Origin of the sequence: Streptomyces sp. NPDC088746, assembly GCF_044751065.1 — a bacterium.
Taxonomy (GTDB): domain Bacteria; phylum Actinomycetota; class Actinomycetes; order Streptomycetales; family Streptomycetaceae; genus Streptomyces.
Window position 1 is genome coordinate 947,171 of the sequence record NZ_JBIVLA010000001.1, and the last position, 14,475, is coordinate 961,645.

A 14,475-nucleotide genomic window follows, 5' to 3' on the forward strand; every position below is an offset into this window, starting at 1 on the left:
CGGGCCTGTTCCGCGTCCGCCCGGGTCCTAGTGCGCCCGGTGCGGGAGGCGCCGGGCCGACCGGGCGGCCCGGCCCGCCTTGCGGACCAGGCGACGTGTGATCGAGGTGACGGTCTGCTTCTTCGGCACCTCGATCCGCTTGCCGCCGACCCACTCCCGCACGGTCAGTTCGTACGCGGAGTCCGGCAGCCCCGCGCCCTCGCCGAAGTGCGGATAGGCGAGATACACCCTGCCCCGGAGCCCCTTGCGGACCACCTCGGGCTCGTGCTTGTCCGCCATGAACCGCAGGACGTCCAGGAGGAGATCCAGCCGGCCACGGGCCACGCAGGCCAGCCGGAGCCGCTCGTGGACCTTGAGGCGGCGCCCCAGACCCGCCGACCAGTAGGCCTTGAGCAGCGGGGCGGCCAGCTCCATCTTCTCCCTCCGCACGGCCTCGGACTGCCGCAGCAGGGACGGGCCGAACTGCGGCAGCAGGGTGATGACGAAGGGCCGGACCATCAGGTCGTCCCGCTCGCGCCCCGGCGGAAGCTGTGCCGCGATGAGTTCCGCCAGTGCCCGGGCGGAGTCGAAGCGCAGCCGGTAGCTCCCGCTCTGCGTGACGTGCTTGCCGTCGTCCCGGCCCACCAGGTGGTAGCAGGTGTAGTCGGCGACGACGGAGACCCCGTTGCCGCGCAGGTACGCCTCCATGGTGAAGAGCGCGTCCTCGCCGGTCTTCAGCCCTTCGTCGAAGGTCAGCCCGAGCCGCACGAGCATCTCCCGCCGGAAGAGCTTCTGCGCGCTCAGGGTGAACTTGATGCGGGAGGAGAAGAGGTCCGCCCGCTCGACGGTCTCCTTCCACATCGACTTCGGCGCTCCGCGGTTGACGCCGACGACCTTGCCGAGCACCACGTCGGTCCCGGCCCGGTCGCCCATCGCGACCAGCCGTTCCAGGGCCTCCTCGCCGAAGTAGTCGTCCGCGTCGAGGAAGAAGACGTAGCGCCCGCGGGCCAGCCCCAGTCCGACGTTGCGCGGCCCGCTGGGCCCGCCGGAGTTCTCCTGGTGGACGACACGCGTCTCGATCGCGGTACGGGCGGCGAACTCGTCCAGGTACTCCCCCGTGCCGTCCGTGGACCCGTCGTCGACGGCGATGATCTCCATCCGTCCGGCGGGCAGGGTCTGCGCCTCCACGGACTCCAGGCAGCGGATCAGGTACGGCATCGCCTCGTAAGCCCCGATGACGACGCTGACGTCTGGTGCGCTTGTGCTCATCTCTCCCCGGTCCGCACACTTCGCTCTTCAGGAGACTACGGCGGAACGACGGTTCACGCCGCGTTCCTCGCGCAGACACACGAAAGCGGCCTGCCCGTTCCCCCTTTGACAAAGGAGACGGACAGGCCGTTCATAAGGTTGCCTCCGGTACCGGACTACCTGTGGACACGTGCGGAACAACTCCGCGCGGGCCAGGAGCCCCCGGGCCCGATCAGCGTGCGCGCAGCTGCTCCCGGAAGGAGACACAGTCCTCGTAACGGGGCAGCAGGCCGCGCTCCTCCGCCTCGGCGAGCGTCGGCGCCTGCTCGTCCTTCGGGGAGAGCAGGGGCGCGATGCCCTCGGGCCAGGTGATGGCCAGACCGGGGTCGAGCGGGTTGATGCCGTGCTCACGCTCGGGGGCGTACCCCTCGGAGCAGAGGTACACCACGGTCGCGTCGTCGCTCAGGGCGAAGAAGGCGTGTCCGAGGCCTTCGGAGAGGTACACCGCGTGATGGGTCTCGTCGTCGAGCCGGACGATCTCCCACTGCTTGTACGTCGGTGAGCCGACCCTGATGTCGACGATGACGTCGAGAACCGCGCCCCGCACACACTTGACGTACTTCGCCTGGCTCGGCGGCACGTCCGCGTAGTGGATGCCGCGCAGGGTGCCGCGCTTGGACACGGAGCAGTTCGCCTGGACGAGGCTGAGTTCCTGTCCGGTCGCGGTACGGAAGTCCGCGCCCCGGAACCACTCGTGGAAGCTGCCGCGGTCGTCCGGGAACACCTTCGGCTCGTGAACCCAGGCGCCTTCGATGGACAGAGGTCGCATACGTCTCTACTTCTTTCTCGACTGACTGTTCTGTGCGCTGCGGCGTGCGCCGCCGGAATGGGAGGCCGGCCCGCCGTCATGGCGGGCCGGGCCCTCAGCCGAACAGGCCGCGCTTGATCCTTCCCGCCACGCGGCGGGGGAAGGATCGCTTCTTCGGGGCGGGGGCGGGCTTCTTCTTCGCTGCCGGCTTCGCGGCGGGCTTCTCGGCGGGAGCGGGCTCGGCGGCAGCGACGCTGCCGTCGTCCGCGACCCGGAGCACTGCGGGGAGCGAGCTCCAGCGCGGCTTGCCGCGCCTGGCCGAGGGCATGCCCAGCCCCATGTCCCAGACCTGGCCCGGGAGCAGGCCGTCGGGCAGCTCGGCGGTCAGCACGGCACCCTTGGGCGCCGCGGTGAGGGTGGCGTCCGCCTGGACCGTATCGGCGCCCGCGGACTTGAAGCGCAGGACCACGGGCTCGGTACCGGCCGAGGGGCCCACGGCGAGCGGCACCGGCAGCTTCACGCGGCCGCTCTCGATCCGGACGTCCTCGGGCGCGAGCCGTCGCACGTCCCGGTCGATACGGCCGGTGGCGAGGTCCACGTCGAGCGAGAGGTTGCCGTGCGGCTCGGTCCAGTAGGGCAGGACCACCCTGCGCGGCGAGCCGGTCAGGCGGCCGAGGCGGCTCTCCTCGACCTGGTCGGCACGGACCGATCCCAGACGGGTCTCCTTGGTCCAGCCGCAGGAGCTGATCCGGAAGAGGACGTCCCAGATGCCGTCCCCGAGCGGTGCCCCGTTCGCGGCGGTCTCCGGGTCGATCGTCGCGGTGGCCCGCAGTTCCTGCCGGAACGTGGAGCCGCTCCCGACCGGGATCCGCTCCCTCGTGAACTCCACGGGCTGGAAGAACTCAGCAGCCGTGGAGCGCTCACGCACGACGAGGTCGACCTTGGACTTCTCGACCGGCGCCACGATGCTGACCCCGAGGCCGGCGATCCTGCTCAGGGTGTCCTCGGCGAGCTGCGGGGCGAGGAGGTCCTCGCCTCCCTCGGAACGGAACGTCATCGGAGCGTCCGACACCTGGTACTCGGCGGTGAAGTCCACCTTCAGGGAGCCGCCGTCCCAGGCGAGGCCCTCGAGGCGGCCGACGGGCTTGATGCCGGACTCCCACCGGGCCAGCTCCTCGATGTCACCGAGGCGGTCGTCCACGATGAGGGCGGCGACTATCTGCTGGGTCGGCTGCATGCCCGCGGCGACGCCTGGGCCGAACCGCTCGGTGACCACACCGCGGATCTCGGTGAAGAGTTCCGCGCGGTAGTCCTCGGGGAGGCTCAGCAGCCGCTTGCCACGGAGCCGCTCCACCATCTCGTTGCGCAGCCAGCGGCGGTAGAGGCCGTCACGGATCTTCCCCGGCTCGGTGTACTGCTCGACGATGTCCAGCGCCTCACGGAGGTTGCCGTAGTAACCCACCGGGTCGAAGCGCTGGAAGCCGGCGTTCGAGGCGTCCTCGCGCTTGATGTGGTAGTAGCACAGGTAGTCGCTGAGGACGGAGATGTTCGCCGCCCGCAGGTAGGTCTCCACGACGAAGACGTGGTCCTCCAGGCGCCGGCGTCCCTCACGGAACTTGATGCCGTTGCTCTCCAGGAACTCCCTGCGGAACATCTTGTGCGGCGTCAGGCTGTCGATCAGCGGGGCGTTGGAGACGCTCGCCCGCGGGCGGTTCACGCGGAAGAGCTCCACCGGCACCGGACGGCCCTTGCCCGCCATCTTCCCGATGATGACGTCGGAGCCGTTCTCCACTCCGTAGCGGTACATGCGTTCGAGCGCCTCGTCGCCGAGCCAGTCGTCGTTGTCGACGTACATGACGAACTCGCCCTTGGCCGCCGCCGTCCCGACGTTGCGCGGCTTGCCCGACCAGCCCGACGACTCCTGATGGATGACGTGCATGTTCGGGTGGGCGGCGGCGATTTCGTCCAGGCGGGCCGGGGTGGCGTCCGTGGAGCCGTCGTCGACGAAGATCGCCTCGTACTCGTCGTCCGGCAGGGACTGCCGCAACAGGGAGGAAATGCAGTCCTCGATGTACTCGCCCGGGTTGTAGACGGGAATGACGACGCTGACCTTGACGGACATGCAGAACCTCATCTGGTAATCAGGAAAAATCGGCGCTGAATCCCACCCGGGACGCCCGTCCGACAGGATATATCCGGAGAGGCGCGTCCTTCTCCGGGGTGGATGTTCGGTAATCAGGCGAGGACAATGAGTAACGAGCCGGTACGGGGGTGAACGACGAGCCGCCGGGCCCAGAATGTGCCCGGCGGCGGTCGGAGTCCGGCGCCCTCAGGAACGGACGCCGGACGGGCCACGCATTCAGCTCTTGGCGCCTTCCTCGCTGTAGCGCTTCTTGAGCACACGCTTCTTGTTCGTGCCTTCTGCGTTCTTGCCCTTCTCGATGATGACGAGGTTGTGGTAGAAGTGCATGCCCACAATGTTGAGGTCGGTGTAGGACGGCTCGTAATCCTTGTCCACGAACTCCTCGTAGTTGAGGCCGTCGGCGAGCCTTTTCAGCATCGACATGCTGGTCTTCGGGTCGTCGCGGTCCTCGCTGCCCTGCCATTCCGGCCAGTACGAGGTCTGCGTGTCCTCGACGGCATAGATCCCGCCGTCCTTGAGCAGCGGGAAAAGCGTCTCGAACGTGGTCAGAATGTGCGGACTCAGATGGCTGCCGTCGTCGATGATGACGTCCAGCGTGCCGATCTTCGAGGCCACGCCGATGAGGGAGCCGGGGTCGGACTGGTCGCCGATGAAGGTCGTGATCCGCTCCTCGTCGACAAATGACTTGTCCTGGATGTCCATTCCGAAGATCTGCGCCTTGGGGAAGAAGTGCTTCCACATACGCAGCGAGGCGCCACCTTGCCCCGCCCTGCTGTAACCGCCGATACCGATCTCCAGCAGATTGAAGGACTCATCCTTCAGATGCTCGAGGTGTCGCTGATAGTGCTGCGCATAGCGGTGGGTTCCCCACTTGTCCGTCCTGAAGTGCTGGGCGAGCTTGCGCAGGTCGTGCGAGATCGCAGCAATTCCCGTAGGCGCGGCGGGGCGCGGAACAGTGGCGGGCGCACCCGCCAGTCTCCTCCGGAGGCGGCGCAGCCGCTTCCATCCCGCCTCTCCGACAATTGCCCTGACCATCTTCTTTGCAGCCGTCTTTGTTGCCATCGTACGGATCCCCTTCCGTATGGAACACTGCACAGGCATCACAACGGAGAGTCGTGACACCCAGAAGTCCAGCCCGTCAGCGATTCGTGAACCCAGGAGTTCGGAGTCGATTCGCCGGCTCGGCCGACACGGGAACAGCGTGGACGCCGAAATGCGTCAGCCCCGCACCGACCGGCTCGATAGGCAGTGAACTTACTGGGTCCGGGCAACAGTCGGCAATCACCACAGGTCACGGAGTTCCGTGGAGATCCTTGAAGGACTCCGCGAGCGCCTCCCGCCAATTCCGGATGGGCTCGAGACCGGCTTTCGCCCAGCGGTCGTGACCCAGCACGCTGTACGCGGGACGCGGAGCCGGCCGGGCGAACGCCGCGCTGGTGGTCGGGCGGACACGTTCCGGGTCGGCGCCCAGCTGCTCGAAGATGGCACGGGTGAAACCGAACCACGTCGTCTCGCCGCCGCTGGTTCCGTGGTAGATGCCCGCCGGTGCCGTACCGGCGAGGGCGCCCTGCCCCAGCCGTACGAGCCGGTCGGCCAGGTCACCGGTCCAAGTGGGCTGGCCCAGCTGGTCGTCCACGACGTCCAGCGTGTCCTTGATGCCCTCGAGCTTGATCATCGTACGGACGAAGTTGCCTCCGCCCGCTCCGTACAGCCACGCGGTACGGACGACGTAACCCGTGTCGGGCAGCAGGGAGAGGACGGCCCGCTCGCCCGCCAGCTTGGTCCGCCCGTAGGCGCTCCTCGGCGCGGTGGGCGCGTCCTCGGCGTAGGGCTCGCTCGCCTGTCCGTCGAACACGTAGTCGGTGGAGACCTGGAGGAGCACGATTCCGTGCTCGGCGCAGACCTCGGCGAGGAGCCGGGGGCCCTCCCCGTTGATGCGCAGCGCCTCGTCCTCGTGGGTCTCGGCGTCGTCCACCGCGGTCCAGGCGGCACAGTTGACGATCACGGACGGGCCGTGCTCCTCGACGGCCCGTCGCACGGAACCCGCGTCGGTGATGTCCAGCGCCTTGCGGTCCAGACCCACAGCGGTCTCGCCGACCCGGGCCAACCTGTCCAGGACGTCCTGCGCGAGCATCCCGCCCGCTCCTGTGACCAGCCAACTGCCGCTCATACCGCATCCCGCTTTCTGTTGTGCCTGCCGGCGTGAACCGTGAGCCGGCGCGAACCCGGCGGTGCGTGGGGCGCCGGAACCCCTTGGGGCCGGCTCCCGCGTCGCTCACCGCCGGGGTTCACCCCGCATCGTAGGGCGTAGGGCTCAGAGAGCCGCGCGGTCCTTCAGCGGCTCCCACCAGGCGCGGTTGTCGCGGTACCACTGGACGGTCTCGGCGAGCCCCTGCTTGAAGTCCTTGCGGGGCTCGTAGCCGAGCTCTTCCCTGATCTTGGCGCAGTCCACCGAGTAACGGCGGTCGTGGCCCTTGCGGTCCTCGACGTAGGTCACGCTGGTCTCCCAGTCGGCGCCGCAGGCCTCGAGCAGCAGGCCGGTCAGCTCCTTGTTGGAGAGTTCGGTGCCACCGCCGATGTTGTAGACCTCGCCGGCCCGGCCCTTCGTGCGCACCAGCTCGATGCCCTGGACGTGGTCGTCGATGTGCAGCCAGTCGCGGACGTTCGCCCCGTCGCCGTACAGCGGGACGGTCTTGCCGTCCAGCAGGTTGGTGACGAAGAGCGGGATGACCTTCTCGGGGAAGTGGTGGTGCCCGTAGTTGTTGGAGCACCGGGTCACCCGCACGTCGAGACCGTGCGTGCGGTGGTACGAGAGGGCGATCAGGTCGCTGGACGCCTTGGCGGAGGAGTACGGCGAGTTGGGCTCGAGCGGGTGCGTCTCCGGCCAGGAGCCCTCGTCGATCGACCCGTAGACCTCGTCCGTCGAGATGTGCACGAAGGTCTTGATCCCGGCCAGGTGCGCGGCGTGGATCAGGGTGTGTGTGCCGACGACGTTCGTACGGACGAACTCGGCGCCGCCGTCGATGGAGCGGTCCACGTGGGACTCGGCGGCGAAGTGCACCACCTGGTCGTGCTCGGCCATCAGCTTGCCGACGAGTTCGGGATCGCAGATGTCGCCCTGCACGAAGGCGAAGCCGGGGTGGTCACGGACCTCGTCGAGGTTGGCCGGGTTGCCCGCGTAGGTGAGCTTGTCGAGCACCGTGACAGCCACGTCGCCCGGCCCCTCGGGACCCAGCAGGGTGCGGACGTAGTGGGAACCGATGAAGCCGGCCCCGCCGGTCACCAGGATGTTGGTCGTCATGAGGAGATCTGCACCTTGCTGTGGTCGCCGAGTACGAGTCGGTGGGCGGAGGGGCTGCGGGGCGCGGGGGTCACTTCGACGTTGCGGCCGATGAGCGACGCCTCGACGCGCCGGACTCCGATGATGGAGGCGTCCTTCAGGACGATGGAGTACTCGATCTCGCTGTCCGCGATGTTGCAGCCTTCGGAGACCGAGGTGAACGGGCCGACGTAGGAGTCGCTGATCACCGAGTCCGCCCCGATGATCACGGGGCCCACGATGCGGCTCCCGGTCACCTTGGCGCCCTTCTCGATGCGGACCCTGCCGATGATCTCGCTGCCCTCGTCGACCTCCGCCTCCTCGGCGTACGGCTCGACGGTCTCCAGCACCGAGCGGTTGACCTCCAGCATGTCGGTGACGTTGCCGGTGTCCTTCCAGTACCCGGAGATCGTGGTGGAGCGCACGTTCCGCTGCTGGTCGATCAGCCACTGGATGGCGTGGGTGATCTCCAGCTCGCCCCGCCAGGACGGCTCGATCGAACGGACCGCCTCGTGGATGGAGGGGGTGAAGAGGTAGACGCCGACCAGGGCCAGATCGCTCTTGGGGGCCTTCGGCTTCTCCTCCAGGGCGACGACCCGTCCGTCGGAGTCGAGCTCCGCGACACCGAAGGAGGTGGGGTTGGGGACGTGCGTCAGCAGGATCTGGGCGTCGGGCCGGTCGCTGCGGAATTCCTCGACCAGCCCGCTGATGCCGCCGACGATGAAGTTGTCGCCGAGGTACATGACGAAGTCGTCGTCGCCGAGGAACTCCCGGGCGATGAGCACGGCGTGGGCCAGGCCCAGCGGCTCGTCCTGCGGGATGTACGTGACCTCGATACCGAACTCGGAGCCGTCGCCCACGGCTTCCCGGATCTCGTCGACCGTGTCACCGACGACGATCCCGACCTCGGTGATGCCCGCGTCGGCGATCGCCTCCAGGCCGTAGAAGAGAACCGGCTTGTTGGCGACCGGCACCAGCTGCTTGGCCGATGTGTGGGTGATGGGGCGCAGACGGGTGCCCGCCCCACCGGAGAGTACGAGAGCCTTCACGTTTTTCTGTCCCCATATTGAGAGTGTGGTGATCGAGTGCCGGACACCGGTGCGAACGAAGCATTGCTGACCGCAATGTGATTTTACTGTGAAATCCCTCGCTCCCCTGCCGCACGGGAAGGTAAGGCGCCGCGTCCACCCGGTCGCGCGGGCCCCGGGCGGAGCCGGCCCCATGGGCGGGAACATCCCTCTCCACGGCTCCGTCTACTCCGGACCCCCGCCCGATGCAGGCCAAGGAGTGAACACGGCATCACCGATGTACACCCCCGGCGACATGGCACAGCCGCCGGGAATCGCACTGTCGTTCACGTTCAATTGAGACAGCCGATACGGCGCGTTGGTTGTGCGCGACACACGTTTTCGGCCTGTGAGCTGCACCACAAAGGCCCGCCGAAACCCGTTTCCAGGTTTCGACGGGCCCATGCCCGATGTGTGCGCCTTACCGGGATCAGCCGCCCACGGGTTCGCCGAGGCTCCGGGCGACACCGATGTTGCGCGCCTCCGCCTTCGCTGCCAGTTCCCGGACCGCCGCGTCGAACTGTTCGATGGAGGTGGGCTCGTCGGGGCCGAGCAGATACTGCTTCAGCTCACGCCGGGCCTCTCCCAGGGAGTCGGCTGCCGGGTCGGTGACGGCGGCCATCAGCTCGTCCAGCTCGACCGCCGAGTTCGAGAGGATCACCGCGGCGCGTACGGCGGTGTTCTGGCGCCGGAATTCCTCCACGCCCATCGCGGCCGAGTCGGTCACCGCGTACGGCTTGCCGCTCGCGATGAAGTCCGAGACCACGCTGGAGATGTCCGAGACCATGGCGTCCGACTCGTTGAAGCAGTCGTACAGACGGGGTGCGGCCCCGACGATGACCTTGTGCTCCCACCAGCCGGTGGAACGCCAGTAGGCGTCGTTCCACTCTTCCCTGAGCTTCGCGGTCTCCGCCTCGATCCCGGGGTCGACCTTGGCGTCCCGGGACTGCTCGGCCTCGTCCCTGTCGGTCTGCGAACTGCCGGCGAGCTTGGACAGCCGCGTCTCGATGCTGAGCATCGCGGCCCGCGCCTCGGCCTGCCCGGCGCGCAGCGCGTCGCGCTCCGTCGCCCACCGGGGGTCGGTGGCGCGCTCGGCGGCGGCCTGCTCGATCATCGCGGTGATACGGGCGTGCACGGCCTTGGCCTTCCGGCTGCGGGTGCCGGTGAAGGGGTGAGGCTTGTAGAGCACCCGGACCGGCTCGTCGGCGGTGAGCAGACGCCTGACGATGTTCTCGCCCGCCAGCAGCAGCGAGGTGTTGCCGGGGTTGTCGTCCCAGCCTTCCCAGGTGGGGGCGTACAGCACGGTCGGGATCGGGTTCTTCGGGGCGCCGGTCCACGGCTTGATCGAGGCGAGCTGGGGGCGTCCCACCTCGACGATGTCCTCGTCGCGGATGCCGACGTCGGCCAGCGCGTAGCGGTCCCGCCCGGCCTTCCCGGCGGTCCACACCTCGTCGTAGACCTTGCTGTACGGGTTGACGCTGGCGAGCTTGTCGCTGTCGCCGTGGCCGATGAAGACGTGCTTCATCGTCGGGACCCGCAGCATGTGGATGTTCTTGCCGACGTTCGCCGCGTACAGGGCCACGCGGACCGACGAGAGGTTCAGGTTCATCAGGTGGACCCCGCCGGGCACGCAGAGCACCGGCACCGAGGTCATGGCCAGCTGCGGGACGATGTTCCGCTCACGCAGGAAGATCAGCGGCCGCCCGCCGAGCTGGGCCATCGTCTCCAGCCACATGTTCACCTGGTACGCCGAATCCTTGGATCCGGAGAAGTACATGATGACCGTCGGCCGGTAGGTGCCCAGCCAGTCGTCGACCGCCGCGAGGACCTTGGCCTCCGGCGGGACGAGGCGGCTGGGGCGCGCGTAGGGCAGCAGCGCGGCGAGGTAGAGGACGGCGAAGCCGAGCGTGAGCGCCAGGCCGCCGTACGCGAAGGCCGTGGTGCCGGTCTCGATGGCGATCAGCACGCCGATCAGGCCGAACAGGTCCAGGTGCAGCATCTTCTCGGCCGGACGGCTCATCAGCCTGCGCGGCGGGGCGTCCCCGATGGCCACGGCGCTGAGGTCGATGTTCCGCGTGACCACCGGCAGCTTGCGGCGCAGCCGGATGAGCGTGACTATCGCGCTCTGCGGTGCCTGGAGCCCGTAGAAGGCCAGCAGACAGGCCACGGTCACGTAGAAGAGCATCGCCTCGCCGTAGCCCATGCGCGAGAGCAGCAGGACCAGCAGCAGCTGGCGCACCAGGAAGCGGATCGAAAGACCCGCGCGCACCGCGGCGAGCCGGTTGATGAGATAGCTGCCGCAGCGGTGGAGATATTGGTCCGCCGCATACGTCACGAAGGCTGCTGCCGCGAAGAACCACAGGTTGGGGACTATGGCCGCGACCATGACGCACGGGAAGCCCAGACCCAGGAGAAGCGCGGCGGCCAGCTCCGAACCGCTGCCGACACGAGCCAAACGAATGGCTTTCGAAATCACGAAGTACCGCTCCTGAGAATGCCGACTGGATAACCTACGGGGAAATTGTGAAGAGCGCCTTCACGCATTCGGACCCCGCCGGTTTCGCCCTTACGGCGAACCGACGGGGTCCGAATAGTCGATCACTGATTATGGCACATCGATCTGACGGTCCAGCACCGAGGCCAGGGCCTGCTCGAAGCCGGACGCCTCGCTCGCCCCACGGGTCGGGTCCTGCTGGCGGACGTCGATCACATGGCCGGTCATCTCGGACAGCAGGACGTCCACCGACGTACGGGCCACGGCCTCGGAGGAGAGCAGCGAGCCCACCGGCTCCTCGCCGAACGCCTTGGTCCGCATCGGCGTCGCGGTCCGCTCGGGGTTGACGCAGTTCACCCGGACCCCGTCCGCCGCCCACTCGTCCGACAGCGCCTGGGTGAGGTTCACCATGGCCGCCTTGGTGGAGGAGTAGAGGCTGTACTCGGCGCGGCCGCGGGTGTAGCTGCTGGAGGTGTACAGCAGCAGCTGGCCCTTGGTCTCCGCCAGGTACTTGTACGAGGCGCGGGCGATCTGGACGGGCGCCAGGTAATTGACGTTCAGCGCCTCCTGGATCGTCGCGCTGTCGGTCTCGGCCAGCTTGCCGATGCGCAGCACGCCGGCGGTGTTGACCACGTAGTCGATGCGCCCGGTCTCGGCGTACGCCTTGGAGAGCGCGTCGTCGACGTGTTCCGGGTTCTCGATGTGGGTCCCCGTGGTGGAGCGCCCCAGGGCGTACACCTTGGCGCCGAACGACTCCGCGAGCGACGCGATGTCGGCCCCGATGCCGTACGACCCGCCGAAGACCACCATGGTCTTGCCGGTGAGCAGTTCCCGGTAGCCCGCCTCGCCCGTCGGCTGCGGAACGGCCGTCGAGGCCAGCTGGAACAGCTTGTCCGCGATGAAGACGTCGACCGGCTGGGTGACCTTCATGTTGTACTCGTCGCCCGCGACGACGTAGATCGGCACGTCCGGGAGGTACTTCAGGACTACCGAACAGTCGTCGGTGGCCTGGAAGTTGGGGTCACCCGAGGCCACCTCGTAGGCCCGCCGGATGGTCGACAGCTTGAACGCCTGGGGCGTCTGGCCGCGACGCAGCCGGGAGCGGTCCGGTACGTCCGTGATGAACGCGCCGTCCTCGCCGTGGGTACGGGTCACGATGATGGTGTCGGCGGACGGGATGGCGACGTCGACCGCCTGGTAGCGCTCGAGCGCCTCGACGCAGTCCTTGATCACCCGCTGGGAGAGCAGCGGACGCACGGCGTCGTGGAACAGTACGTTGCGGTCCTCCCCGTCGGCCAGGCCCTCGCCGAGTGCCGCGATGGCACGCTCGGTGGTCTCGTTGCGGGTCGCACCGCCCTCGATCACCTTGATGACTTTGGTCAGGCCGGCCTTCGCGACGATCTTCTCGACATCGGAGACATAACCCGGAGCCATCAGGACGATGACGTCGTCGATCGATTCGGCCTGCTGGAAGATGCTCAGAGTGTGCTCGATGACGGCTTTGCCGGCGATCTTCAGCAGCTGCTTCGGTATCGACAGACCCACGCGCTGACCGGTACCGCCGGCGAGTACGACTGCCGTGGTGCGGACTTGGGCTATGTACTGCTCAGACACAGACGACCTACCTTGCGAGGGCTGGGGAACATCCCGATGGTTACACTCTCCGTTACCATCTCGCAAGGTGGACGTCGAGTGCGCCTCACCCGGTGAACACCTGCCGTTCCCCTGCCACACAGGAGAAACACCTGAACGGCGGCCTTGCGGGCAGGTGACCGACGCCACACGCGTGAGCGGCACGGAGCACCTTTGAGCAGGCCTCCGCCCACCCGGATTTCACCCGGGCGGCCGATCGGCACCCTCCGTACTCCCGTGTCCCGCCCGGGCGGCTTCCCTTCACCGGGCGGGACCGCGTCATCAGTCGCTGAAGGGCTCGAACCCGTCGTACTCCCGCTGCGCGGCGTCGCGCTCGGACTCGCGCTCGCGGCGGCGTGTCGCGGCGGGGCGGGGTGCCTCCATGCGGTGGTCCTCGCCGCGGCGGCCCAGCATCTCGGCCCCGGCGGCCATGGTCGGCTCCCAGTCGAAGACGACCGCGTTGTCCTCGGCGCCGATGGCCACGCCGTCGCCGGCCTGGGCACCCGCCTTGCGGAGCGCGTCCTCGACACCGAGGCGGTTGAGCCGGTCCGCGAGGTAGCCGACGGCCTCGTCGTTGTTGAAGTCGGTCTGGCGGATCCAGCGCTCGGGCTTCTCGCCACGCACGCGATAGATGCCGTCGTCCTCGACGGTCACGGTGAAGCCCGCGTCGTCGACGGCCTTGGGACGGATGACGACCCGCGTCGACTCCTCCTTCGGCTTGCTGGCCCGTGCCTCGGCGATGATCCCGGCGAGGGCGTACGAGAGGTCGTTGAGGCCCTTGTGCGCGATGGCCGAGACCTCGAAGACGCGGTAGCCGCGCGCCTCCAGGTCGGGGCGGATCATGTCGGCGAGGTCCTGGCCGTCCGGGATGTCGACCTTGTTGAGGGCGACGATGCGCGGGCGGTTCTCCAGGCCCCCGTACAGCCGCAGTTCCTCCTCGATCATGTCGAGGTCGGAGACCGGGTCGCGGTCCGACTCCAGCGTCGCGGTGTCCAGGACGTGCACCAGGACGGAGCAGCGCTCGACGTGCCTCAGGAACTCCAGGCCGAGGCCCTTGCCCTGGCTGGCGCCGGGGATGAGGCCCGGGACGTCCGCGATGGTGTAGACGGTCGAACCGGCGGTGACGACGCCCAGGTTGGGGACGAGGGTCGTGAACGGGTAGTCCGCGATCTTCGGCTTGGCGGCGGAGAGCACCGAGATCAGCGAGGACTTGCCGGCGCTCGGGTAGCCCACGAGCGCGACGTCGGCGACGGTCTTGAGCTCCAGGACGATGTCCCGGCTCTCCCCCGGCTCGCCGAGCAGCGCGAAACCGGGCGCCTTGCGGCGGGCGGAGGCCAGCGCCGCGTTGCCGAGGCCGCCGCGGCCGCCCTGGCCCGCGACGAAGGTGGTCCCCTGGCCGACCAGGTCGGCGAGGACGTTGCCGGCCTTGTCGAGGACGACGGTGCCGTCCGGCACGGGCAGCACGAGGTCCTGGCCGTCCTTGCCGGAGCGGTTGTCACCGGCGCCGGGCTGTCCGTTCGTGGCCTTGCGGTGGGGGTGGTGGTGGTAGTCCAGCAGCGTGGTGACGGCCTGCTCGACGACGAGGATCACGTCGCCGCCGCGCCCGCCGTTGCCCCCGTCGGGACCGCCGAGCGGCTTGAACTTCTCACGGTGTACGGAGGCCACGCCGTGGCCTCCGTTACCCGCGGCGGCATGCAGCTCGACGCGGTCCACGAAGGTGGTCATGGTGGGTGCCTCCAGGTACTACGGAAAAATACGGGAATGTCTCTTGACGTAACGCGCCGA

General features: G+C 68.4%; 10 protein-coding genes. All 10 read right to left on the reverse strand.

Annotation, left to right across the window (positions count from 1 at the left end):
* Positions 1-27: 27 nt before the first annotated feature.
* The 10 genes from ACIP63_RS04570 to obgE all read right to left on the reverse strand — a co-directional run bounded on the left by ACIP63_RS04570 (position 28) and on the right by obgE (position 14,415).
* The gene (locus ACIP63_RS04570; protein ID WP_401511390.1) at positions 28-1,248 is read right to left on the reverse strand and encodes a glycosyltransferase family 2 protein; all 1,221 of its coding nucleotides are present in this window, start codon (positions 1,246-1,248) and stop codon (positions 28-30) included.
* A 211-nt stretch (positions 1,249-1,459) separates the two neighbouring features.
* The gene (gene rfbC / locus ACIP63_RS04575; RefSeq protein WP_365929561.1) at positions 1,460-2,056 is read right to left on the reverse strand and encodes a dTDP-4-dehydrorhamnose 3,5-epimerase; all 597 of its coding nucleotides are present in this window, start codon (positions 2,054-2,056) and stop codon (positions 1,460-1,462) included.
* A 94-nt stretch (positions 2,057-2,150) separates the two neighbouring features.
* A complete protein-coding gene (locus tag ACIP63_RS04580; RefSeq protein WP_401511392.1) occupies positions 2,151-4,157 on the reverse strand; it encodes a glycosyltransferase family 2 protein in 2,007 nt (668 codons plus the stop codon).
* Between the two features lie 237 nt (positions 4,158-4,394).
* Complete coding sequence (locus ACIP63_RS04585; RefSeq protein ID WP_401511394.1) at positions 4,395-5,240, reverse strand: hypothetical protein; 846 nt, start codon at positions 5,238-5,240, stop codon at positions 4,395-4,397.
* A gap of 229 nt (positions 5,241-5,469) precedes the next feature.
* Complete coding sequence (gene rfbD / locus ACIP63_RS04590; RefSeq protein ID WP_401511395.1) at positions 5,470-6,348, reverse strand: dTDP-4-dehydrorhamnose reductase; 879 nt, start codon at positions 6,346-6,348, stop codon at positions 5,470-5,472.
* A gap of 144 nt (positions 6,349-6,492) precedes the next feature.
* A complete protein-coding gene (rfbB, locus tag ACIP63_RS04595; RefSeq protein ID WP_401511397.1) occupies positions 6,493-7,479 on the reverse strand; it encodes a dTDP-glucose 4,6-dehydratase in 987 nt (328 codons plus the stop codon).
* Entirely contained in the window at positions 7,476-8,546 is a 1,071-nt protein-coding gene (locus ACIP63_RS04600; protein ID WP_401511399.1) for a glucose-1-phosphate thymidylyltransferase, read from the reverse strand. The genes rfbB and ACIP63_RS04600 overlap by 4 nt, the downstream gene beginning before the upstream one ends.
* A gap of 448 nt (positions 8,547-8,994) precedes the next feature.
* Entirely contained in the window at positions 8,995-11,040 is a 2,046-nt protein-coding gene (locus tag ACIP63_RS04605) for a hypothetical protein (RefSeq protein ID WP_401511401.1), read from the reverse strand.
* Between the two features lie 129 nt (positions 11,041-11,169).
* A complete protein-coding gene (locus ACIP63_RS04610; RefSeq protein ID WP_401511403.1) occupies positions 11,170-12,672 on the reverse strand; it encodes a D-ribitol-5-phosphate cytidylyltransferase in 1,503 nt (500 codons plus the stop codon).
* A 300-nt stretch (positions 12,673-12,972) separates the two neighbouring features.
* On the reverse strand, positions 12,973-14,415 hold the full coding sequence (obgE, locus tag ACIP63_RS04615) for a GTPase ObgE (RefSeq protein ID WP_401511405.1): 1,443 nt from the start codon (positions 14,413-14,415) through the stop codon (positions 12,973-12,975).
* Positions 14,416-14,475: the final 60 nt, after the last annotated feature.

Bases quoted from the DNA above. Each gene is read 5' to 3' on its own strand.
- rfbB (WP_401511397.1), bottom strand. From the start codon at position 7,479: ATGACGACCAACATCCTGGTGACCGGCGGGGCCGGCTTCATCGGTTCC.
- obgE (WP_401511405.1), bottom strand. From the start codon at position 14,415: ATGACCACCTTCGTGGACCGCGTCGAGCTGCATGCCGCCGCGGGTAAC.
- rfbC (WP_365929561.1), bottom strand. From the start codon at position 2,056: ATGCGACCTCTGTCCATCGAAGGCGCCTGGGTTCACGAGCCGAAGGTG.
- rfbD (WP_401511395.1), bottom strand. From the start codon at position 6,348: ATGAGCGGCAGTTGGCTGGTCACAGGAGCGGGCGGGATGCTCGCGCAG.
- ACIP63_RS04570 (WP_401511390.1), bottom strand. From the start codon at position 1,248: ATGAGCACAAGCGCACCAGACGTCAGCGTCGTCATCGGGGCTTACGAG.
- ACIP63_RS04580 (WP_401511392.1), bottom strand. From the start codon at position 4,157: ATGTCCGTCAAGGTCAGCGTCGTCATTCCCGTCTACAACCCGGGCGAG.
- ACIP63_RS04585 (WP_401511394.1), bottom strand. From the start codon at position 5,240: ATGGCAACAAAGACGGCTGCAAAGAAGATGGTCAGGGCAATTGTCGGA.